Here is a 21732-nt window from a genome sequence, read left to right on the forward strand (position 1 = left end):
CCCGCCGTTGGCGGCCGGTGGGCCGTCAGCAGGAGGTGGTGTTGGTGGCCAGGCCCAGGCGCCAGGGGAGCTGCGAGTAGTCGCCGCCGGCCGAGGGGTTCATGCCCTGGTAGAGGAGCTGGAGGTTGCAGGGGTCGATGGTCATGGTCTGGTCGGCCCCGGTGCGCAGCAGCTCACCGTGGCTGATGTCCCGCGTCCAGGTCCCGCTGGGGAAGGACACGTTGTTGCTGCGCGAGAACGGGTTGGCCTCGGTGGCGGCCAGGGGCTGCCACTGGCCGTTCAGGCTCGTCGAGGTGAACGACCGGTAGTAGCGCCGGCCGTCCGAGCCGATGGCCTCCACGATCATCAGGTAGGTGTTGGTGCCCTGCACCCGGTAGACGGCCTCGCCCTCGAAGAGCGCGAACCGGTTGGAGTCCTGAAGGGCGATCTGCGTGTTGCGGAAGCCGTTGGGGAACTCGCCGACGGTGGTCTCCGCCCGGTAGATGTGGCCGTTGTCGTCCGCGGAGAACAGGTAGCACATGCTGGTGTCGCAGATCACCCAGTAGTCGAGCCAGTTGCCGTTGCCGATGTTCTGCCTGACGATGTCCGGCATGCTGCTCTGGAAGTTGCGGGGCGCCGACCAGCTCTGGGGGTTGCTGGGGTCGGTGCTGACCGAGTAGGACGGCAGGCCGGTCTGGTAGACCAGGTACCACTCGTTGCGGGGCGCGAAGTAGAACACGTGGGGCGCCGCGGCGTAGCGGTTGCCGATGTTCGGGTTGTTGTTGAGGAAGTACTGCGGCGCGGCGGCGGCCTGGGACCAGTCGGTGAAGCTGGTGTAGGCCAGGCTCCACTGGCCGGCGGTGTTGGCGGTGGTCATGTAGACGTGCCACCGCCCGTTGTGCCGGACCACCGTCGGGTCCTTGACCGAGACGATGTTGTGGGTGGCGTCCGGCTTGGGGGAGATCAGCTGGGCGCTCGAGTTCCACCGGAAGGTGCTCGGCAGGGCCGCGGCGGTGACGTCGCCCTGTTCCTCGGCGGCCGGGGCCGGCGAGGAGGACGACTGGGCCGGCGCGGCCGACAGGGCCAGCGCGAGGCCGAGCAGGAGGACCACGGCCAGGCGCGCGGTGCGCAGGCGTGATCGAAGTCGTGCAGCAGACATGGAAACCCCATGGGGTGTCGGCCGGGGACTCACCACACGGCGACGCCCGGTCCCTCGGGCGTCCGGCTGTCTGGCACGCGTGGGGAGCCGCCGGAGCGGAAGGAGCGGTGCGAGACACGGTGACGCGGTGACGCGGTGGCCCGGGGCGTGGACGTCGAGCCGGTCCAGCCACGGCCGTTGTTCGACATATCGGATCGCGCTCGATACATCAGACGGCAAGGATGGCAGGCAGGGCCCGGGGGGCGTCAATACCTTCGACGGGATTCGGTGGTCAGTCGCGAAAAGGTGTGGTGCTGTCGCGGATGACGAGTTCGGTGGCGAGTTCGGCGCGGCGTTGGTCGAGGGGGTGGCCCTGGGCGAGGGTGATGACCATGGTGGCGGCGGTGGCGGCCATGTCGGCGAGTGGCTGGCGGACGGTGGTGAGGGGTGGGGTGAGCCACTGGCTGGGGAAGAGGTCGTCGAAGCCCACGACGCTGAGGTCTTCCGGCACCCGCAGTCCGGCCTCGGCCACCGCCCGGTAGACGCCCAGCGCCTGGCCGTCGTTGCCGGTGAACACGGCGGTGGGCGGCTCGGGCAGGCGCAGCAGGTCACGGGTGTGCTTGAGCCCGTCCTCGATGTGGAAGTCGCCGACGCGCACCAGCGCCGGGTCCAGGGGGATGCCGGCCATGTCCAGGGCGGCCCGGTAGCCATCCAGGCGGGCCCGGGCGGCCAGCAGGTGCTCCGGCCCGGCGATCACCGCGATCCGCCGGTGCCCGAGCTCCAGCAGATGCCGGGTCGCCGACAACCCACCGCTCCAGTTGCTCGCCCCCACCGACGGCGCGTGATGCCCCGGCTCCCCGGTCGGATCGACCAGCGCGAACGGTATCCCCCGGGTCCGCAACCGCTCGGCCTGCTCCTGGTCCGGCCCGGAGAACACCGACACCACCCCGGTCGGACGGCGCGCCAACACCCCCTCCACCCAACCACGCTCCGGCGTGTGACTACCCCCCAACTCCGAGACCACCACCGCCAGTCCATGCTCCGCCGCCACCCGCCGCACCCCACGGTAGATCTCCGTCGGATACGGCCCACGCACCTCGTGGAACACCAACTCCAACAACGCCGCCGGACCCGCCGCCTTCTGCCGCCGGTACCCGTGCCGACTGATCAACCCCTCCACCAACGCCCGCGTCCCCGGCGCCACATCCGCCCGCCCGTTGACCACCTTGGACACCGTCGCCACCGAAACCCCCGCCCGCGCCGCGAGCTGCGCGATCGTCAGCGGCCCACCCGAAAGATCATCAACAGCCGACATGCCCGAAGTCTAACGATCAACCCACCGGCACACTCCGGGAGTTCGGCCCCACGGACCAGGCGACACAACGATCGGCGCACGGGGCAGAAAACGTTCGGCGGGAGGCCGGTCGCCCGTGCCGCTCCGTTCCACCCGCCGGGCCGCCCACCTCGGAGAGCTCCGATGTATCGTGCGGGCACCGGAACCGGCGGAGGCGTGGGGGGACGCCGCTCCGCCGCCGAGACGAGGGGGTGCGCGATGTCGGTGACGGACGACGCCATCGAGGCGATCAAGCAGATGATCGTGGACGGCGAACTGCGTCCCGGCGACCGGCTGCCCCGGGAGCTGGACCTCGCCGAGCGACTCGGGCTCTCCCGCAACTCCCTGCGTGAGGCCGTGCGGGCGCTCTCCCTCATCCAGGTGCTCGACGTCCGGCGCGGCGACGGCACCTATGTGACCAGCCTGGAGCCGGCGCTGCTGATGGACGCGATGAGCTTCGTGGTCGACTTCCACCGCGACGACACGGTGCTGCAGATCCTGGAGGCCCGCCGCCTCGTGGAGCCGGCGGCCACCGAGCTGGCGGCCGTGCGCATGCCGATGGCCGACATCGAGGCCCTGGCCGAGCTGCTCGACGCGCTGGGCGACTCGCCGACGGTCGACGAACTCGTGGAGAGCGACCTGGAGTTCCACCGGCGCATAGCCGCCGGCTCGGGCAACGCGGTGCTGGCGTCGCTGCTGGAGACGCTGTCGGGCCGCACGCAGCGCGCCCGTACCTGGCGCGGCCTGACGCAGGAGGGCGCGGTGGAGCGGACCCTGGGCGAGCACCGCGCCATCGTCCAGGCCCTCACCAGGCGTCAGCCCGGCATCGCCGGCGCCCTGGCCACCGTGCACATCGCGGGCGTCGAGCAGTGGCTCCGGGAGGCGCTGGTCGACGGGGACTGAGCCCGCGTCATTGGTCAGATGTCTGGAGCCCAACTCCCGTACCGGGCTGGCGGAATGCGGTACGACGCGCGCTCTTGACGCTCATACATCGGATGTCTATGGTCGCCCTGACGTGGACCCCCTCAGAGGGAGTGTGTCCGTGGCCCGGTTCATCGGCATGCGTACCCATGACGTGCGATTCCCCACCTCCCAGACGCTCGACGGTTCGGACGCCATGAATCCGGACCCGGACTACTCGGCCGCCTACCTCCGGCTCCGCACCGACGCCGGCGACGGGATCGAGGGACACGGCTTCGTGTTCACCATCGGCCGTGGCAACGACGTGCAGGTCGCCGCCCTCCGCGCGCTGGAGGGCCACCTGCTCGGCCGCGAGGTCGAGGAGACCCTGGCCGATCTCGGCGGCGTGTGGCGCGAGTTGGTGCACGACTCGCAGCTGCGGTGGCTCGGTCCCGAAAAAGGTGTCATGCATATGGCGATCGGGGCGGTGGTCAACGCGCTGTGGGACCTGCGGGCCAAGCGGGCGGGGGTGCCGCTGTGGCGGCTGCTCGCCTCGCTCAGCCCCGAGGAGATCGTCGACCTCGTCGACTTCCGCTACCTCACGGACGCGTTGACCCGGGACCAGGCCCTCGACATCCTGCGCGCCGCCCGCCCGGGCCGCGCCGAGCGCGAGGCCCGGCTGCTGGCCGAGGGCTACCCGGCCTACACCACGACCCCCGGCTGGCTCGGCTACGACGACGCCAAGCTGGCCCGCCTCTGCCGCGAGGCCGTCGACCAGGGCTTCACCCAGATCAAGCTCAAGGTGGGTGGCGACCTGGACGACGACGTCCGCCGCCTGACCATCGCCCGCGAGGTGGTCGGCCCCGACATCCGCGTCGCCGTCGACGCCAACCAGCGCTGGGACGTGCCGGAGGCCATCGAGTGGATCACGGCGCTGCGGCCGTTCGACCTGGCCTGGGTCGAGGAGCCGACCAGCCCCGACGACGTCCTCGGCCACGCGGCCATCGCCAGGGCCGTCGCGCCCGTCCCGGTGGCCACCGGAGAACACGGCGCCAACCGCGTGCTGTTCAAGCAGTTCCTCCAGGCCGACGCGCTCTCCGTGCTGCAACTCGACGCCACCCGGGTGGCCGGCGTCAACGAGAACATCGCCATCCTGCTGCTCGCCGCCAGGTTCGGCGTCCCGGTCTGCCCGCACGCCGGCGGCGTCGGCCTGTGCGAGGCCGTCCAACACCTCGCCATGTTCGACTACCTCGCCGTCTCCGGGACCCTGGAGAACCGCGTCGTCGAGTTCGTCGACCACCTGCACGAGCACTTCGTGACCCCCGTCGACGTGCGCGGCGGGCGCTACCACCCGCCGAAGGCCCCGGGAGCCGGCACGGAGATGCTGGAGCGCTCCATCCGGGAGCACTCCCATGGCGGGTGACCCGGCGACCGCGCTGCTCGAGGTCGAGGGCGTCGACAAGAGCTTCCCCGGCGTGCGGGCGCTGGCCGGCATGCGGCTGACGCTGCGCGCCGGCGAGGTGCTCGCCCTGGTCGGGGAGAACGGCGCCGGCAAGTCGACGCTGATGAAGCTGCTGTCGGGCATCCACACCGCCGACGCCGGGGAGTTCCGGTTGGACGGCCGGCCCTACCGGCCCACCAGCCCGCGCCACGCGCTGCAGCTCGGGATCAGCATCATCCACCAGGAGTTCAACCTGGTCCCCGACCTCACCGTGGCGCAGAACATCTTCATCGGCCGCGAACCCCGGCGCGGCCGGCTGCTGTTGGACGACCGCCGGCTCAACGCCGACGCCGCCGCGCTGCTGGAGCGGCTCCACCTGCCGCTCGACCCACGCGCCGTCGTCGGCGAACTCACCGTCGCCAACCAGCAGATGGTGGAGATCGCCAAGGCGCTCTCCCACGAGCCGCGGGTGCTGATCATGGACGAGCCCACCGCCGCGCTCAACGACGCCGAGGTCGCCACCCTGCACGAGGTCATCCGACGCTTCAGCCGGCCCGACACCGGCGTCATCTACATCTCGCACCGGATGGGCGAGATCAAGCGGATCGCCGACCGGGTCACGGTGATCCGCGACGGCGAGTACGTGGACACCCTGGAGGTGGCGACGGCGGCGACCGAGGACGTCATCGCGCTGATGGTCGGCCGGGCCATCACCTCCGACGCGCGCCCCACGGGCGTCCGCGCCGACCGCGAGGTGGTGCTCGACGTCCGAGGGCTCAGCACCAGGAGCCTGCTCGACGACGTCTCCTTCGACCTCCGCCAGGGGGAGATCCTGGGCTTCGCCGGGCTCATGGGCTCGGGCAGGACCGAGGTGGCGCGTGCCCTGGTCGGCGCCGACCCGCGACAGTCAGGCCGCGTCACCCTCCGGGGGAACGAGGTCCACATCGGCAACCCGGCCGACGCGGCCCGACTCGGCATCGGCTACCTCAGCGAGGACCGCAAGCGGTTCGGGCTGCTGCTCGAACAGGACGTCAAGGCCAACATCGCGCTCAGCGCGCTGCGCGACCGGTTCACCACCGCCGGATTCGTCCGGGACGGCGCCCTGCGCGCCAGGGCCGAACAGCTCATCGAGGGGCTGCGCATCAGGACCCCCTCCGCGCACCAGACCACCAGGCACCTCTCCGGCGGCAACCAGCAGAAGGTCGTCATCGCCAAGTGGCTCGTCAAGGACTGCGAGGTCCTCATCTTCGACGAGCCGACCCGCGGCATCGACGTGGGCGCCAAGGACGAGATCCACCGGCTCCTCGACGAGCTCGCCGCGCAGGGCAAGTCGATCATCGTGATCTCCTCCGAGCTGCCCGAGATCCTCCGCCTGGCGCACCGCGTCGTCGTGATGAGCGAGGGGCGGGTGACCGGCGTGCTGGAGGCGGCCGAGGCGACCCAGGAGAACATCATGCACCTCGCCACCACGCGGCCGGGCGGGAACCCGGCAGACAAGGCGGACCAGCCATGACCACGGCGCAGGCCAGGACCCTCGGAGGCCGCCGGCGGAACGGCGTGCTGGCGGCGGTCAGGGGCCGTCTCCAGCAGCTGCTGGCCTTCGCCAGCCTCATCGTGATCTACGTCTTCTTCGCGATCGCGAGCCCGTACTTCCCCACCTACGACAACTTCGTCTCGATCCTCTACTCGACCGTCGTCATCGGCACCCTGGCGGTCGGCACCACCTTCGTCATCATCTCCGCCGGCATCGACCTGTCCATCGGCACCGGCATGGCGCTGTGCGCGGTGATGTCCGGGGTGTTCCTGGTGAACGCCGGGCTTCCGCTGCCCCTCGGGGTGCTGCTGACCCTGCTGTTCGGCGGGTTCATGGGGCTCGTCAACGGCGTCAACATCGCCCTGCTGCGGATCCCGCCGTTCATCGCCACGCTCGCGATGATGCTGGTGGCCGAGGGGCTCGCGCTCGTGGTCTCGGACAGCACCCCCATCTACTTCACCGAGGTCTCCGGCTACGCCGACATCTCGACCGGGCGCCTGGTCCCCGGCGTCGACATCCCCAACGCCGTCCTCGTGCTGGTGGTGGTCGCCGTCGTCGCGGGCGTGCTGCTCACCAAGAGCGTGCTCGGCCGCTACACCTACTCGATCGGCAGCAACGAGGAGGCCACCGCGCTGTCCGGCATCGACGTGCGGCGTTGGAAGATCACCATCTACACCTTCGCCGGGCTCTTCACCGGCCTGGCCGGCGTGCTGATCTCCGCCCGGCTCGGCTCGGCGCAGCCGGCCACCGGCATGGGGTACGAACTCCAGGCGATCGCCGCCGTCGTCATCGGCGGCACCTCGCTGTCCGGCGGCAAGGGCTCGATCCTCGGCACCCTGATCGGGGCGCTGATCATCTCCGTCCTGAACAACGGGCTGCAGATCATGTCCATCCCCCAGGAGTGGCAGAACGTCATTCTCGGCTGCGTGATCCTCCTCGCCGTCTACACCGACCGGGCGCGGCGCGGGGACTCGCGGTGAGCACGGCCCAGATCCCGACCAGAACGAGGGAGTTTTGGCGATGAAGCGATTCGTGACGGCCGCCTGCGCGGCCCTGGCGCTGCTGGCGGCCGGCTGCGCCGACGACCGGGCGGGCGGCCCGGACGGCGGTGGGGGAGACGGGCCGACGATCGCCATCGTCTCCAAGGGCTTCCAGCACCAGTTCTGGCAGTCGGTCAGGGAGGGCGCGGAGGCCGAGGCGGAGGCCAGGGGCGCTCGCGTCACGTTCGTGGGGCCGCCGACCGAGGCCGACGTCGAGGAGCAGGTGAACCTCCTCACCAACGAACTCGCCAGGTCCCCCGACGCCGTCGGCTTCGCCGCGCTGGACTCGCAGGCCGCCGCGCCGCTGCTCGAACAGGCCAGGGCGCAGGAGATCCCGGTGGTGGCCTTCGACTCCGGCGTGGAGAGCGACGTGCCCGTCACCACGGTCGCCACCGACAACCGGGCCGCGGCGGCGCTGGCCGCCGAGCACCTGGCCGAGGCCGTCGGCGGTGAGGGCGAGGTGGCGCTCGTGGTGCACGACCAGACCAGCCTCTCGGGACGCGACCGCAGGGACGGCTTCCTGGAGTGGATGGCACAGAACGCGCCGGGCATCACGGTGCTCGAACCGCAGTACGGCGGCGGCGACCAGCTGGTCTCCGCCGACATCACCCGGTCCATCATCCAGGGCAATCCGGACCTGGCGGGCATCTACGCCGCCAACGAGGGCTCGGCGGTCGGCGTGATCAACGGCGTGCGGGAGAGCGGCCGGGACGACATCGCGGTCGTCGGCTTCGACTCGGGACAGGCCCAGATCGACGCCATCACCAGCGGCGCGATGACCGGCGCCGTCACCCAGGACCCGGTCGACATGGGCCGACAGCTCGTCGACGCGGCGCTGCGGGCCATCGACGGCGAGGAACTGCCGGAACGGATCGACACCGCGTACCACTGGTACGACAGCACCAACATCGACGACCCGGTGATCCGGGCCGCGCTCTACGAGTAGCCGAGGCCGCCGGCCGTCGTCACCGAATCCACCGCGCCGGCCGTCCAGCCGTCGCCGGCCAGCACGGCCCGGATCCGGTGCTCGGGGCGCTCGCCCGCCGCCGGCGTGACCTCGAAGGCCACCGAGCGGGACCGGCCGGCGCGGATCGCCGGCAGCCGGTGGCGCTCCGGCACGGCCGTCCAGCCCGCCGGCAGGTCGAGGGCCAGGCCCCCGGCGGGCACCGTCCCGCCGACCGCCGTCACCTCGACCGCGCAGGCGAACGGCGTGCCGGGCGTGACGCGTTCCGGGCCGGACAGCGCCATCGCGACCCGCGAGGTCGCCACGTACGTCCCGCCCGCCTCGACCCGCAGGGTGATCTCCGCGCCGTCCCGCGCCACGTCGACCGCCCGGCCGCCGCGCGCCTCCCGCACCTCGAACAGGCCCCCGAACAAGCCGCCGCGCACCGTCAGGTGACCCGAGCGCCCGGCCCGCAGGACCACCCGCGTCGGCGTGCCGCCCAGCCACTCGACGTCCACGGTGACGTCCCCGCGGGCGCGCAGCCCCGTGACCGAACCACGGGCCCAGAACGCGGGCAGCGCCGGCAGCAGGTCGATCACCCCCTGGTGACTCTGGAGCAGCATCTCGGCCACCCCCGCGGTGGCGCCGAAGTTGCCGTCGATCTGGAACGGCGGGTGGGTGTCCCAGAGGTTGGCCAGTGTGCTGAACCGCAGCTGCTCGGAGAGCATGAGGTGCGCGTGGTCGCCGTCCAGCAGCCGCGCCCAGAAGTTGATCTTCCACGCCTTGCTCCAGCCGGTGCCGCCGTCGCCCCGGGCCCGCAGCGAGACCCGGGCCGCCTCCGCGTGCGTGGCGTCGTCCCGCACCGACAGCTGGCGGCCGGGGTGGAGGGCGTAGAGGTGCGACACGTGCCGGTGGGTGTTGGCGGGGTCGTCCCAGTCCTCCTTCCACTCCCGCAACTGGCCCCAGGAGCCGACCCGCAGCCCCGGGTCGAGCCGGCCGAGGGTGTCGGTCAGCTCGGTCACGAACTCCCCGCCGTCCCCGACCGCACGCGCCGCCTCGGCGGCGCTGGTCAGCAGGTCCCACACGATCTGCTGGGACATCGAGGCGCCGGCCGAGAAGTCGCCCTGCTCGGGCGAGAAGCTGGGCGACACGACGAGCGCGCCGTCCCTCGGGTCGGGGACGAGCACGTCGATCCAGAACCGCGCCAGCGCCTTCAGCACGGGGTAGGCGCGCTCGCGCAGGAACCGCCGGTCCCCGGAGAACAGGTAGTGCTCCCAGTAGTGCCGGGCCAGCCAGGCGCCGGCCTCCGGGAACCAGAAGGCCGTCGGCCAGTCGTGGACGCCGGTGAAGCCGTACGGGTTCGTCTCGTTGTGCACCACCCAGCCGCGCGCGCCGTACAGCTCACGCGCCGTCACCTCGCCGGCCGGCACCATCGAGTCGACGTAGTCGAAGAGCGGGCCCGTGGTCTCCGACAGGTTGGTGGTCTCGGCCGGCCAGTAGTTCATCTGCAGGTTGATGTTGACGTGGTAGTCCGCGCTCCACGGCGGGCTCGTGGAGTCGTTCCACACGCCCTGGAGGTTGGCCGGCAGCGAGCCGGGGCGGGAGGAGGCGATCAACAGGTACCTGCCGTACTGGAAGTACAGCTCCTCGAGCGCCCGGCGCGCCGCGGGGGTGGCGGTCCCCTCGCGGTAGGCGCCCAGCAGCTCGTCGGTGGGCGGGCCGGCGTCCCGGCCGCCGACGCTCAGCCGGACCCGGTCGAACAGCTCCCGGTGGTCGGCGACATGGGCGGCGCGCAGCGCCCGGTATCCCTTGCCGGCCGCCGCGTCGACCCGCTCCGTGACCGGTCCTGCCGGGTCGACGCCGCTGCGGTAGCCCGGGTAACGGGGCGCGTAATCGGTGCCGGCGGCCAGCAGCAGGGTGACCGCGTCCGCGCCGGCCACGGTCACCGAGCCGTCGGCGCCGTCCGTGCGGGTGCCGCCCTCGTGGCGGACCTGGAGACGGGCCGCGTAGCGCAGGCCGTTGTCGTCCAGGGCGCCGTCGAGGGCGATCCGGCCGCCGCTGGCGGTGACGCGCCGCGAGCGGTTGTCCGCCGTGGTGACCGACACGGTGAGGCCCAGGGCGCCGGGACGGTCGGCCGTGAACCGGGCGACGATCACGCCGTCGGGCGCGGAGACGAAGTACTCGCGGGTGTACGTCACCCCGCCCGACACGTACCCGACGCCCGCGACGGCCTCGGCGATGTCCAGGTGGCGCCGGTAGCCGTCGACCTCGGCGGGCTCCGGCGCCATGGTTATCCAGACGTCGCCGAAGGGCTGGTAGGCGCCGAAGTGCGTCCTGGGCTGGCCGAGTCGCTCGGCGACCCAGGTGGGATCGACGGCGCGCTCGGCGTCGATCCGCTCCCTGACCTCCTCCAGGGCGTCGGGGCGGGGGGAGCGCCAGTTCCCGAAGTCGTAGCCGGGCGCGCCGGGACCGCCGAGCCAGAGCGTCTTCTCGTTGAACTGCAGCCGCTCCCGCGCCGGTTCGCCGAACACGCAGACGCCGAGCGCCCCGTTGCCCAGCGGCAGGGACGTCGACTCCCAGTCGGTCGCGGGCTCGTCGTACCACAGCGTCATGCCCTCGGCCCGCCCCCGCGCGCCCGCCCCGACGGCGCCGGCGTCCGCCGCCGAGGCCGGCCGCGCGAGCCCGGCGGCGGCCGCCGCGCCCGAGACGCCGGCCATGAACACCCGCCGGGGAACGCCGGATTCGGACATCGGGCCACCTCTCCTGGACGTCGTGCCGCGGCCGGTCGGCTCACGATACGTCGGAGCTCTGCCCTCGTACCGGCGGAGGAAAACCCGGGGCTGGGGGAGCGGCACTCCTTGACGGGCTCATACATCCGATGTATCCGGCGCGGCTACTCCTGGGACCAGTCGGCGGGCAGCCGGCCGAGCCGCATCCGCTGCGGGTGGTCGCCGACGGTCACGGTCCCCACCTCCTCGCCCGTCGCGTAGGAGATGGCCGAGACCTGGTCGGTGCCGCTCCAGGAGACGAAGCAGTGCTCGCCGTCGGCGCTCTGGGTGGCCCAGTAGGGCTTGGTCCCGGTGGTGACGAGCTCGCCCGGGGTGAGGGTCTCGCGGTCGACGACCGTCGCGTAGTCCGACATGGTGCCGGCGACGCAGATGTCGGTGCCCTCCGGGTTCATCGCGATGCCGTGGTGGGCCGAGTCCAGCAGGTACTCCTCGCGCGGCAGGTCCCGGACCGCCTCGGCGACCGGCAGTTCGGCGACTCGGGTGACGCGGTGTTCCGCCAGGTCGTACTCGACGAAGCCGTGGAAGAACGACACCTGGAAGTAGAGGTACCGCTCGTCGGGGGAGAAGGTCATCGGCCGCACGGCCGCGCTCATGTCCGGGTGGCCGGCCGCCGCCAGTTCGTCCCGCATGTTGAGGCGCTCCACCACCTCGCCGGTCTCGCGATCGGTGATCTGGACGTACCGGTCGCCCTTGGTCCAGTCGAGCCAGGGCGCGTCGAGAGCGGTGTAGACGGTGCCGATGCTGGCGGTGACGATGCGTTCGCCCCCGTCGACATAGGTGTTCTCGTGCGGCTGGTCGCCGGTCGGGAAGCTCCCGATCTCCTCGCCGGTGGTCACGTCGAGGCGGTGCACGGTGTTCGCGGTGGAGGCCGAGACGGCGACCTCCCGGCCGTCGGGCGACAGCGCCATGTGGTCGGAGCGCTGGCCGTCCACCGCGAACCGCCAGACCAGCTCGCCGGTCACGGTGTCGATGCCGACGACGTCCGCCAGGCTGGGGCGGGAGACGATGAGGATCCGGCCGTCCGGGGTGGTGTACATGTCGTCGACGAACTGGTCGTGTCCCTCGCCGATGAGGTGGCGGATGCCGATGAAGTAGGCCCAGCGGATGGGGTTGAGCCGGATCTCGGCGAGGCGCTCCTCCAGGTCGGGGACGACGTTGAGGCGTCCGACGCGGTCGAGCGCGGCGTCCGGGGTGACGATGTCCACGGTGCCGTCCCAGTTGTTGCCGACGAACAGCACCTCGCGGGTCTCGGCGGACGCCGGCCCGGGCGCCGCCTGGGCCGTGGCGGGCGCGCCGAGCCCGGCGCCCAGCAGGCCGGCGGCCAGGGCGGCGCGGAGTGCGAGTGTCCCGTGCTTCCTCATGACAGGGGGTCCCCTTCACGTCGGTGTGATGGGCGGGCGAATGGCATGAGCATGCTCGCCTGGAAAGATGAACACGATACATGTTCGTGAAACGTCGGCGCTCCACCACCCTCGAAACCGGCCAGAACGTGACCCGCCGGCCGCCCGGGCTCTGCTCTCCGCTAAGCCACTCCACGCCACGCCGCCCCACCTGCTTGGCTGGCGACATGGAGACTCTGGTTCTGGGCGGCACCGCCTGGTTGGGGCGGGAAGTGGCGCGGCAGGCCGTCGAGCGCGGGCACCGGGTGACATGCCTGGCCCGCGGCGAGAGCGGAGCCGTCGCCGAGGGCGCCACGCTGGTGGCCGCCGACCGGCGCGAACCCACCGCCTACCAGCCGCTGCTCGACCGCGAGTGGGACGCCGTGATCGAGGTGTCCTGGCAGCCCGGCTTCGTCCGCGGCGCGCTCGCCGCCCTGGCCGGAAGGGCCCGGCACTGGGTCTATGTCTCCTCCGGAAACGCCTACGCCTCCCACGCCGAAGTCGACGCCGACGAGTCCGCGGCCCTCCTGGACCCGACCGACCGCGACGAGGTCGACCGCGAGCTGTACGGCGAGGCCAAGGTCGCCTGCGAGCGGGCCTCGTCGGCCGCCATCGGCGACCGTCTCCTGATCGCCCGCGCCGGACTCATCGGCGGCCCCGGCGACCCCAGCGACCGGGCCGGCTACTGGGTGGCCCGCGCCGCGCGGGACCCGCGGGCCCCGCTGCTGGTCCCCGACACGCCGACCCTGCCCACCCAGGTGGTCGACGTGCGCGACCTGGCCGCCTGGCTGCTCGACGCGGGGGAGCGGGGCCAGGTCGGCACCTACGACGCCGTGGGGCCGATCCTCCCGTTCGCCCAGTGGATCGAACTCTCCCGGGCCGTCGGCGGCCACACGGGACCCGTCGTCACCGCCGACTCGGACTGGCTGATCGCCCAGGGCGTGGCCCAGTTCATGGGGCCCGACTCGCTGCCCCTGTGGCTGGTGGAACCCGGCTGGGAGGGCTGGTCCGCCCGCCGCGGCGCGGCCGCGCGCGCCGCCGGCCTGCGGCACCGGCCGGCAACCGAGACGCTGACCGACGCCCTGCGCTGGGAACGCGCCCAGGGCCTGGACCGGCCCCGCCGCGCCGGCCTCGGCGCCGCCCGCGAACGCGAACTCCTGGCCGCGCTCGGCTGACCCGACCTACCGCGAGCCGCGCCGCGAGGGCGGCCCCGTGCCGGCCCCCGTCAGATACGCGATGACCATGTCGCCGAGCATCGTCCGGTAGTGGTCGCGGCGGTCCTCCGCCGTCAGGTCGCGGTCGAAGAGCGCGCCGAAGGTGTGACGGTTGGCGACCCGGAAGAAACAGAAGGCGCTGATCATGGCGTGCACGTCCACCGCGTCGACGTCCGCCGTGAAGACCCCCCGGGCCCGGCCCGCCGCCAGGATGCGCGAGATGACCCCGATGGCGGGGGAGTTGAGCCGGGTCAGCGCCTCGGAGGCCGCCAGGTGCTCCGCCTCGTGGATGTTCTCGATGCTCACCAGCCGGATGAACTCCGGGTGCGCCTCGTGGTGGTCGAAGGTCAGCTCGGCCAGGCGGCGGATCGCCGACACCGGGTCCGGCTGGTCCACGTCCAACTCCCGCTCGGCCTCCCGGATCCGCGCGTAGGCGCGCTCCAGCACCGCGGTGAACAGCCGCTCCTTGCCGCCGAAGTAGTAGTAGATCATCCGCTTGGTGGTGCGGGTGCGCGCCGCGATCTCGTCCACCCTGGCCCCCGAGTAGCCGAGCCGGGCGAACTCCTCCGTCGCGATGTCGAGGATCTCCGCCCTGGTGCGTTCCGCGTCGCGCGTCCGAACGGGAGCCGCGTCGCGCGTCGGTGACGGCTGCGGAACGGCTGCGCTCATGCGGCTCCTCTGCTTCGGCGGATGCTGCCCTGACGGATCCTCCCGCCAGTCTAGGCGGGCCGAGAAACCCGGCTCCGAGGGCTTCACGCCACCGCGGACCGAGCGGTATGACTAACGAACCAGTTCGTACATTACGCGGTGGGAGACGCGCATGCCCGAACGGTCCTACCTCGTCGGCCTGATCGGCGCCGGGATCGGCACGTCGCTCAGCCCGGCCCTGCACGAACGCGAGGCCGCCCGACACCGACTGACCTACGCCTACCGCATCCTCGACCTCGACCGGCTCGGTCTCGCCGCCGAGGCCGTGGGCGACCTGCTGCGCCGGGCCCGCGACCTCGGCTACCACGGCCTCAACATCACCCACCCCTGCAAGCAACTCGTCATCGAGCACCTGGACGCGCTGTCGCCCGACGCCGCGACGCTGCGCGCCGTCAACACCGTCGTCTTCACCGACCGGGGCGCGGTCGGCCACAACACCGACCTCACCGGCTTCACCGAGTCCTTCGCCCGCGGCCTGCCGGACGTGCCCACCCGCCACGTCGTGCAACTCGGCGCCGGCGGCGCGGGCGCGGCCACGGCGCACGCCCTCCTGGCGCTCGGCGCCCGCCACCTCACCGTCGTCGACGCCGAGCACACCCGCGCCACCGCGCTCGCCCGGGCGCTCACCACCCGGTTCGGCCACGGCCGCGCCACCGCCGCCACCCTGCCGGAGGCCGGCGAACGACTGCGCGACGCCGACGGCTTGGTGCACGCCACCCCCACCGGGATGGCGCGCCACCCGGGCCTGCCGCTGCCCGAACACCTGCTGCGCCCCGCCCTGTGGGTCGCCGACATCGTCTACCGCCCGCTGCGGACCCCGCTGCTGCGCGCCGCCGAGCGGCTGGGGTGCCGCACCCTGCACGGCGGCGGCATGGCCGTCTTCCAGGCGGCCGAGGCCTTCCGGCTCTTCACCGGCCGGGAGCCACACGCCGACCACATGCTCGCCGACCTCGCCGACCTGGTCGGCGCCACGACCTGACGAGGAGCAAGCACCATGCGCACATCCATCGCGACCGTGTCGCTGAGCGGCTCGCTGTCGGAGAAGCTGTCGGCCGCCGCGGCGGCCGGCTTCGACGGCGTGGAGATCTTCGAGAACGACCTGATCGCCAGCCCGCTGAGCCCCGAGGAGATCCGGGCGCGCGTCGCCGACCTCGGGCTGACCGTCGAGCTGTACCAGCCCTTCCGCGACGCCGAGGCCGTGCCCGCGGACGTGCTCGCCGGGAACCTGCGCCGCGCCGAGCACAAGTTCCGCCTCATGCGCCGCCTCGGGGCCGAACTCCTGCTGGTCTGCTCCAGCGTCTCCCCGGACGCCGTGGACGACGACGCGCTCGCCGCCGAACAACTGCACCAACTGGCGTCCCTGGCCGGGGAACACGGCGTGCGCGTCGCGTACGAGGCCCTCGCCTGGGGGCGGCACGTCAACACCTACGACCACGCCTGGCGGATCGTCCAGGCGGCCGACCACCCGGGGCTCGGCGTCTGCCTGGACAGCTTCCACATCCTCTCGCGCGGCTCCGACCCCCGCGGCATCGAGGCGATCCCCGGCGAGAAGATCTTCTTCCTCCAACTCGCCGACGCGCCGCTGATGGCGATGGACGTGCTCCAGTGGAGCCGCCACTACCGCTGCTTCCCCGGCCAGGGCGGGTTCGACGTCGCCGCGCTGGTGCGGCACGCGATGGACGCCGGCTACCGGGGGCCGCTCTCGCTGGAGGTCTTCAACGACGTGTTCCGGCAGGCCGAGGCGGGCCGCACCGCCGTCGACGCCATGCGGTCGCTGGTGGCCCTCCAGGAGTCCGCGGGACTCACCGGCCTGCCCGCCCCGGTCGTCCCCGACGGCATCGCCTTCGCCGAACTCGCCACCGCCGACAGCGAACCGCTGCGTCGGCTGCTGACCGTCCTCGGCTTCACCCGCACCGGGCAGCACGCCCGCAAGCCGGTCGAGCTGTGGGAACAGGGCGAGGCCCGGCTGCTGCTGAACACCGGCGGCCCGGCCCGCAGGGAAGGGCCCGTGCTCGCCGCCCTCGGCCTGGAGACCCCGGAGCCGGCCGCCGCCGTCGCGCGCGCCGAGCCGCTCCTCGCCCCCCTCGTCCCGCGCCGCGCCACCGCACCCGACGTCCCCCTCGACGTGCTCGCCGCCCCCGACGGCACCGAACTCTTCTTCTGCCGCACCCGACCCGGGCAGCCCGACGCCGAACACCCCAGCTGGACCCAGGACTTCGTCCCCACCCGCGACGAACCGGCGGGCGAGCGCCCGCACCACCTCACCCGCATCGACCACGTCGCGCTGCCCCAACCCTGGCAGCGCTTCGACGAGGCGGCGCTCCTCTACCGCACCGTGCTCGGCCTCCGGCCCCGGGAGAGCGTCGAACTGGCCGACCCCTACGGGCTGTTCCGCAGCCGGGCGGTCGCCAACGCCGAGGGCACCCTGCGCCTGGTGCTCAACGTCGCCCCCGGGCCCGGCGGACCCGAGGCGCGCCCCCAGCACATCGCGCTCGCCACCGACGACATCGTCGCCGTCGCCCGCCGGCTACGCGACCACGGCACCCGCCCGTTGGCCATCCCCGCGAACTACTACGACGACCTCGCGGCCCGCCACGACCTCGACCCGGACACGCTCGACACCCTCCGCTCCCACGGGATCCTCTACGACCGCGACGAGCACGGCGAGTTCCACCACCTCTACACCGCCACCTACGGACACGTCTTCTTCGAGGTCGTCCAACGCACCGGCGGCTACCGCGGCTACGGCGCCCAGAACGCCACCGTGCGGCTCGCCGCCCAGCACACCCGGCAGCTCACCACCTGAACCCACCCCCCTCGTCCCCGCAGGGAGCCGCACCATGACCACCGCCGAAGAACCCGCCCCCACCCACGCCCCGCCCCGCTCACTCGACCTGCCGGAACCGCCCCCGCTGCGCCGGCTCGTCGGCCCCGGCATCGTCGCCGTGGGCATCGGCATGGCGGCCGGCGAGATCATCCTCTGGCCGCACCTGATCACCACCGGCGGGCTCGGCCTGCTGTGGCTGGCGCTGGCCACCCTCGTCATCCAGACCGGCATCAACCTGGAGATCGAGCGCTACACCCTGGCCACCGGACAGACCGTGGTCGCCGGCTTCTCCCGCTGGTGGACCGGCTGGGGCGTCCTCATCTGCCTCGCCGCCGCCTTCCAGTACATGTGGCCCGGATGGGCGACCAGCGGATCGACCGTGCTCACCTACGCCGTCGGCGGGGGAGACGCCGTCTGGATCACGGTGGCCGCGCTGGTGGTCATGGGCGCGCTGCTCACCGTCTCCCCGGTGATCTACCGGACCCTGGAGAAGGTGGAGCTGGTCAAGGTCGGCGCCACGCTGTTCTTCCTGGCCGTCATCGTCGTCGCCGTGATCTCGTGGCGCACCTGGGGCCAGGCCGCCGAGGAGACCGTCACCGGCGTCGGCCGGATCCCCGAGGGCGTCACCTTCACGATGCTGCTCGGCGGACTCGGCGCGGCCGGCGCGGGCGGGGTGCACAACCTGGTGCTGAGCAACTGGATCCGGGACAAGGGCTACGGCATGGGCGCCCACGTGCCGCGGCTGGTCTCGCCGATCACCGGGCAGACCGAGGCGGCGGGCGCCGACCGCTACGCCTTCCCGCAGGACGAGGCCAACCTGGCGCGCTGGCGCGTGTGGTGGCGGCGCGCCAACGTCGAGCACATCGTGTCCTTCGGCGTCGTCTGCCTGCTCAGCATCAGCCTGATGTCCATGCTCGCCTACCAGACGTTGTCCGGGCGGGACGGCGTCACCAGCGACCCGTCGTTCCTGCGGACGCAGGCCGAGGTCCTGGGCACCGAGACGGGCCGGTGGCTGGAGATCCTCTTCTACTCCGTGGCCGTGGTCTCCCTGTGGGCCGCCTCGATCGGCCTGCTCGACATCATGGGCCGGGTGGTGAGCGACTTCGTCCGCCGCACCTACCTGGCCCGGTCGACCTTCTGGACCGAGGGCCGGCTCTACGTCACGGCCGTGTGGACGGAGATCGTCCTCGGCTCCGCGATCCTGCTCTCCGGCGTGGACCAGCCGATGTCCCTGCTGCTCATCTCGACCTGCACCGCGTCCGTGGTCACGCTGCTGTACTCGGCGCTGCTGATCCGGCTCAACCGCCGGGACCTGCCGCCGGCCGTCCGGCTGCGGGGCGGCCGCCTCGGCTTCATGGTGCTGGCGGTCGGCTTCTACGGCTTCTTCGCCACCGCCATGGTGGTCACGCAGCTCCGCGACAACCTGTGACGCCGCCCTCCGGGCCCCGCGCACGCGAGACGTCCGGGCCGGCCCGCTGGGCCGACCCGGACGTCGTCGTCCATGCTGTCGGGACCGGGATCAGGCCAGGTCGAACCGGTCGAGGTTCATGACCTTGGTCCAGGCCGCGACGAAGTCGCGCACGAACTTCTCCTTGGCGTCGTCGCTCGCGTAGACCTCGGCGAGCGCCCGGAGCTCGGAGTTGGAGCCGAAGAGCAGGTCGACCCGGCTGCCGGTCCACCTGACCTCGCCCGTGACGGCGTCGCTGCCCTCGAACGCGGTCGCGTCCTCCGAGGTCGGCTTCCACGTCGTGCCCAGGTCGAGCAGGTTGACGAAGAAGTCGTTGGTGAGCACGCCCGGGGTGTCGGTGAGGACGCCGAGCCGCGACCCCTTGTGGTTGGCGCCCAGGACGCGCAGACCGCCGACGAGGACCGTCAACTCGGGGGCGCTCAGGGTGAGCAGGTTGGCCCGGTCGATCAGCAGGAACTCGGCCGGCAGCCGGTTGCCCTTGCCGAGGTAGTTGCGGAAGCCGTCGGCCGTCGGCTCGAGCGCGGCGAACGACTCGACGTCGGTCTGCTCCTGCGTGGCGTCCGCGCGACCCGCGGTGAACGGCACCTCGACCTCGAAGCCGGCGTCCTTCGCGGCCTTCTCGACGGCGGCGCCGCCGGCCAGCACGATCAGGTCGGCCAGCGAGACCCGCTTGCCGCCGGTCTGGGCGGAGTTGAAGCTCTCCTGGATGCCCTCCAGGGTGCTCAGCACGCTCGCCAGCTGGTCCGGCTCGTTGACCTCCCAGCCGCGCTGCGGCTCCAGGCGGACCCGCGCGCCGTTGGCGCCGCCGCGCTTGTCGCTGCCGCGGAAGGAGGCGGCCGAGGCCCAGGCGGTGGAGACGAGCTCGGAGACCGAGAGGCCGGAGGCGAGGATCCGCTCCTTGAGGGCCGCGACGTCCGCGGCGTCGACCAGCTCGTGCGTCACGGCCGGCAGCGGGTCCTGCCACAGCAGGGTCTCGGTCGGGACCTCGGGGCCGAGGTAGCGGGCGACCGGGCCCATGTCGCGGTGGGTCAGCTTGAACCAGGCGCGCGCGAAGGCGTCCGCGAACTCCTGGGGGTTCTCCAGGAAGCGCCGCGAGATCTGCTCGTAGACCGGGTCGAAGCGGAGCGCCAGGTCGGTCGTGAGCATCGTCGGGGCGTGGCTCTTCGACGGGTCGTGCGCGTCGGGCACGGTGCCCGCGCCCGCGCCGTCCTTCGGCCGCCACTGGTGCGCGCCGGCGGGGCTCTTGAACAGCTCCCACTCGTAGCCGAAGAGGGTCTCGAAGAAGCTGTTGTCCCAGGCCACCGGGGTCGGCGTCCAGGTGCCCTCGAGGCCGCTGGTGATCGTGTCGCCACCCTTGCCGGTGCCGAACGCGTTCCGCCAGCCGAGGCCCTGCTCCTCCAGCGCGGCCGCCTCGGGGTCGGGCCCGACGTTGTCCGCCGGTCCGGCGCCGTGGGTCTTGCCGAAGGTGTGGCCGCCCGCGACGAGGGCGACGGTCTCCTCGTCGTTCATCGCCATCCGGCGGAAGGTCTCACGGATGTCGCGGGCCGCGGCGATCGGGTCCGGGTTGCCGTTCGGGCCCTCCGGGTTCACGTAGATGAGGCCCATCTGCACCGCGCCGAGCGGGGTCTCCAGCTCCCGGTCGCCCGAGTAGCGCTCGTCGCCGAGCCAGGTGGTCTCGGGGCCCCAGTAGACGTCCTCCTCGGGCTCCCAGACGTCCGCGCGGCCGCCGGCGAAGCCGAAGGTCTCGAAGCCCATCGTCTCCAGGGCGACGTTGCCGGCGAGGATCATGAGGTCGGCCCACGAGAGGCTCTGGCCGTACTTCTTCTTGACCGGCCACAGCAGGCGGCGGGCCTTGTCCAGGTTGGCGTTGTCCGGCCAGCTGTTGAGCGGGGCGAAGCGCTGCTGCCCGGCGCCCGCGCCGCCGCGGCCGTCGCTGATCCGGTAGGTGCCCGCGCTGTGCCAGGCCATCCGGATGATGAACGGGCCGTAGTGACCGAAGTCGGCCGGCCACCACTCCTGCGAGGTGGTCAGCACCTCGGCGATGTCCCGCTTCACGGCCGGGAGGTCGAGGGACGTGAACGCCTCGGCGTAGTCGAAGTCCTCACCGAGCGGGTTGGCCACGGCGGGGTTCTTGGCGAGGATCTTCAGGTTGAGCCGGTTCGGCCACCACTGGCGGTTGCCGCCGCCCTGCGTGGGGTGCGGGGCCCGGCCGTGCGCCACCGGGCAGCCGCCCGCGCCCTCGGTCTTCGGGTCTACGACGATCGCTTCATGGTTCTCGGACACGGGAATCCTTCCGGCAGCGGGCGGTGTGACTGTCGGGGGGACACCCGACTCGAAGGGAGGCGGTCGCGGTCACGCCCCACGTTCCTGCCGTACCGGACCCGTCCCCTCCCTTGGCTTACGCCGGAACTGATCCTACGATAGACAGAGTTCAAGTCAAGATGGCCCCCAAAGTCGTATCCCGTCGGAGCCCGGACGTCGCTCCGGTGACTCCGGGTATCCCTCCGAAGCTGATAGGTGAACCGACATGAGCGACCTGCTGGAGCGACTGCGAGGGCGCGGCTGGCGAATGACCTCCCAGCGGCGGGTCGTTGCGGAGGTCCTCGACGGCGAGCACGTGCACCTCACCGCCGACGAGGTGCACGCCCGTGCGACCCGGCGGCTGCCCGAGATATCCCGGGCGACCGTCTACAACACCCTCGGCGAACTGGTCTCCCTCGGCGAGGTGATCGAGGTCACGACCGACGGCCGCGCCAAGCGGTACGACCCCAACGCCCACCGCCCGCACCACCACCTGGTGTGCTCCGACTGCGGCACGATCCGTGACGTCCACCCGACCGGCGACCCGCTGGCCGACCTCCCCGCGGAGGAGCGGTTCGGCTTCACGGTCTCCCAGGTCGAGGTCACCTACCGTGGGTTGTGTCCGTCCTGCGCGTAGCTCCCGTTCTGGCGCCCGGACCGGCACGGTCATACCAGTATGTCGATGATGAAGAAATTCTCATCATCCCTTCATGTGGCCGGTCGGGGAGCGGCTCCATC

16 protein-coding genes and 1 pseudogene are annotated in these 21732 nt (G+C 72.3%); 10 read left to right on the forward strand and 7 right to left on the reverse strand.

Annotated features, from left to right (window positions below):
• Positions 1 to 25 precede the first annotated feature (25 nt).
• Entirely contained in the window at positions 26 to 1138 is a 1113-nt protein-coding gene (locus RNC47_RS05420; protein WP_311595958.1) for a non-reducing end alpha-L-arabinofuranosidase family hydrolase, read from the reverse strand.
• A 271-nt stretch (positions 1139 to 1409) separates the two neighbouring features.
• Positions 1410 to 2432 carry a LacI family DNA-binding transcriptional regulator gene (locus tag RNC47_RS05425; protein WP_311595960.1) on the reverse strand — a complete coding sequence of 341 codons (1023 nt, stop codon included), beginning with the start codon at positions 2430 to 2432 and terminating at the stop codon, positions 1410 to 1412.
• 237 nt (positions 2433 to 2669) lie between these two features.
• Between RNC47_RS05425 and RNC47_RS05430 the strand changes: the two genes are divergently transcribed.
• From RNC47_RS05430 to RNC47_RS05450, 5 genes are all read left to right on the forward strand, one after another.
• Positions 2670 to 3353: a FadR/GntR family transcriptional regulator gene (locus tag RNC47_RS05430; RefSeq protein ID WP_311595962.1), complete on the forward strand. Its 684-nt coding sequence runs from the start codon at positions 2670 to 2672 to the stop codon at positions 3351 to 3353.
• 157 nt (positions 3354 to 3510) lie between these two features.
• On the forward strand, positions 3511 to 4773 hold the full coding sequence (locus tag RNC47_RS05435) for an L-fuconate dehydratase (protein WP_311596104.1): 1263 nt from the start codon (positions 3511 to 3513) through the stop codon (positions 4771 to 4773).
• Positions 4763 to 6304: a sugar ABC transporter ATP-binding protein gene (locus tag RNC47_RS05440; RefSeq protein ID WP_311595964.1), complete on the forward strand. Its 1542-nt coding sequence runs from the start codon at positions 4763 to 4765 to the stop codon at positions 6302 to 6304. The genes RNC47_RS05435 and RNC47_RS05440 overlap by 11 nt, the downstream gene beginning before the upstream one ends.
• On the forward strand, positions 6301 to 7305 hold the full coding sequence (locus RNC47_RS05445) for an ABC transporter permease (RefSeq protein ID WP_311595966.1): 1005 nt from the start codon (positions 6301 to 6303) through the stop codon (positions 7303 to 7305). Before RNC47_RS05440 ends, RNC47_RS05445 begins: the two co-directional genes overlap by 4 nt.
• A 40-nt stretch (positions 7306 to 7345) precedes the next feature.
• Positions 7346 to 8311, forward strand: coding sequence for an ABC transporter substrate-binding protein (locus RNC47_RS05450; RefSeq protein WP_311595968.1), 966 nt, complete (start codon positions 7346 to 7348; stop codon positions 8309 to 8311).
• Here RNC47_RS05450 and RNC47_RS37560 read toward each other — a convergent pair.
• The 3 genes and pseudogenes from RNC47_RS37560 to RNC47_RS05460 form a co-directional block, all read right to left on the reverse strand.
• Positions 8302 to 8613 carry an NEW3 domain-containing protein gene (locus tag RNC47_RS37560; RefSeq protein WP_394814717.1) on the reverse strand — a complete coding sequence of 104 codons (312 nt, stop codon included), beginning with the start codon at positions 8611 to 8613 and terminating at the stop codon, positions 8302 to 8304. The two genes, RNC47_RS05450 and RNC47_RS37560, sit on opposite strands and share 10 nt — an antisense overlap.
• A 21-nt stretch (positions 8614 to 8634) precedes the next feature.
• Positions 8635 to 11025 (reverse strand): annotated as a pseudogene (locus RNC47_RS05455) (glycoside hydrolase family 95 protein); the annotation flags it as partial.
• Between the two features lie 176 nt (positions 11026 to 11201).
• Complete coding sequence (locus tag RNC47_RS05460; protein ID WP_311595971.1) at positions 11202 to 12458, reverse strand: YncE family protein; 1257 nt, start codon at positions 12456 to 12458, stop codon at positions 11202 to 11204.
• Between the two features lie 206 nt (positions 12459 to 12664).
• Between RNC47_RS05460 and RNC47_RS05465 the strand changes: the two genes are divergently transcribed.
• Positions 12665 to 13651 carry an NAD-dependent epimerase/dehydratase family protein gene (locus RNC47_RS05465; protein WP_311595972.1) on the forward strand — a complete coding sequence of 329 codons (987 nt, stop codon included), beginning with the start codon at positions 12665 to 12667 and terminating at the stop codon, positions 13649 to 13651.
• 6 nt (positions 13652 to 13657) lie between these two features.
• On the opposite strand, the gene RNC47_RS05470 is transcribed toward RNC47_RS05465, so the two are convergent.
• Complete coding sequence (locus RNC47_RS05470; protein WP_311595973.1) at positions 13658 to 14359, reverse strand: TetR family transcriptional regulator; 702 nt, start codon at positions 14357 to 14359, stop codon at positions 13658 to 13660.
• Positions 14360 to 14510: 151 nt separating this feature from the next.
• On the opposite strand from RNC47_RS05470, the gene RNC47_RS05475 reads away from it, so the two are divergent.
• From RNC47_RS05475 to RNC47_RS05485, 3 genes are read left to right on the forward strand one after another with little or no spacing between them, the layout of a single operon-like run.
• Entirely contained in the window at positions 14511 to 15377 is an 867-nt protein-coding gene (locus RNC47_RS05475; RefSeq protein ID WP_311595974.1) for a shikimate dehydrogenase, read from the forward strand.
• A gap of 15 nt (positions 15378 to 15392) precedes the next feature.
• A complete protein-coding gene (locus tag RNC47_RS05480) occupies positions 15393 to 17204 on the forward strand; it encodes a bifunctional sugar phosphate isomerase/epimerase/4-hydroxyphenylpyruvate dioxygenase family protein (RefSeq protein WP_311595976.1) in 1812 nt (603 codons plus the stop codon).
• A 34-nt stretch (positions 17205 to 17238) separates the two neighbouring features.
• A complete protein-coding gene (locus RNC47_RS05485) occupies positions 17239 to 18654 on the forward strand; it encodes an Nramp family divalent metal transporter (protein WP_311595977.1) in 1416 nt (471 codons plus the stop codon).
• Between the two features lie 90 nt (positions 18655 to 18744).
• Here the strand turns inward: RNC47_RS05485 and katG are convergent, their stop codons facing one another.
• Entirely contained in the window at positions 18745 to 20976 is a 2232-nt protein-coding gene (gene katG, locus RNC47_RS05490) for a catalase/peroxidase HPI (RefSeq protein ID WP_311595978.1), read from the reverse strand.
• A 244-nt stretch (positions 20977 to 21220) separates the two neighbouring features.
• Between katG and RNC47_RS05495 the strand changes: the two genes are divergently transcribed.
• Positions 21221 to 21631: a Fur family transcriptional regulator gene (locus tag RNC47_RS05495; RefSeq protein WP_311595980.1), complete on the forward strand. Its 411-nt coding sequence runs from the start codon at positions 21221 to 21223 to the stop codon at positions 21629 to 21631.
• Positions 21632 to 21732 lie beyond the last annotated feature (101 nt).

Source organism: Streptomyces millisiae, assembly GCF_031845425.1.
Taxonomy (GTDB): domain Bacteria; phylum Actinomycetota; class Actinomycetes; order Streptomycetales; family Streptomycetaceae; genus Streptomyces; species Streptomyces millisiae.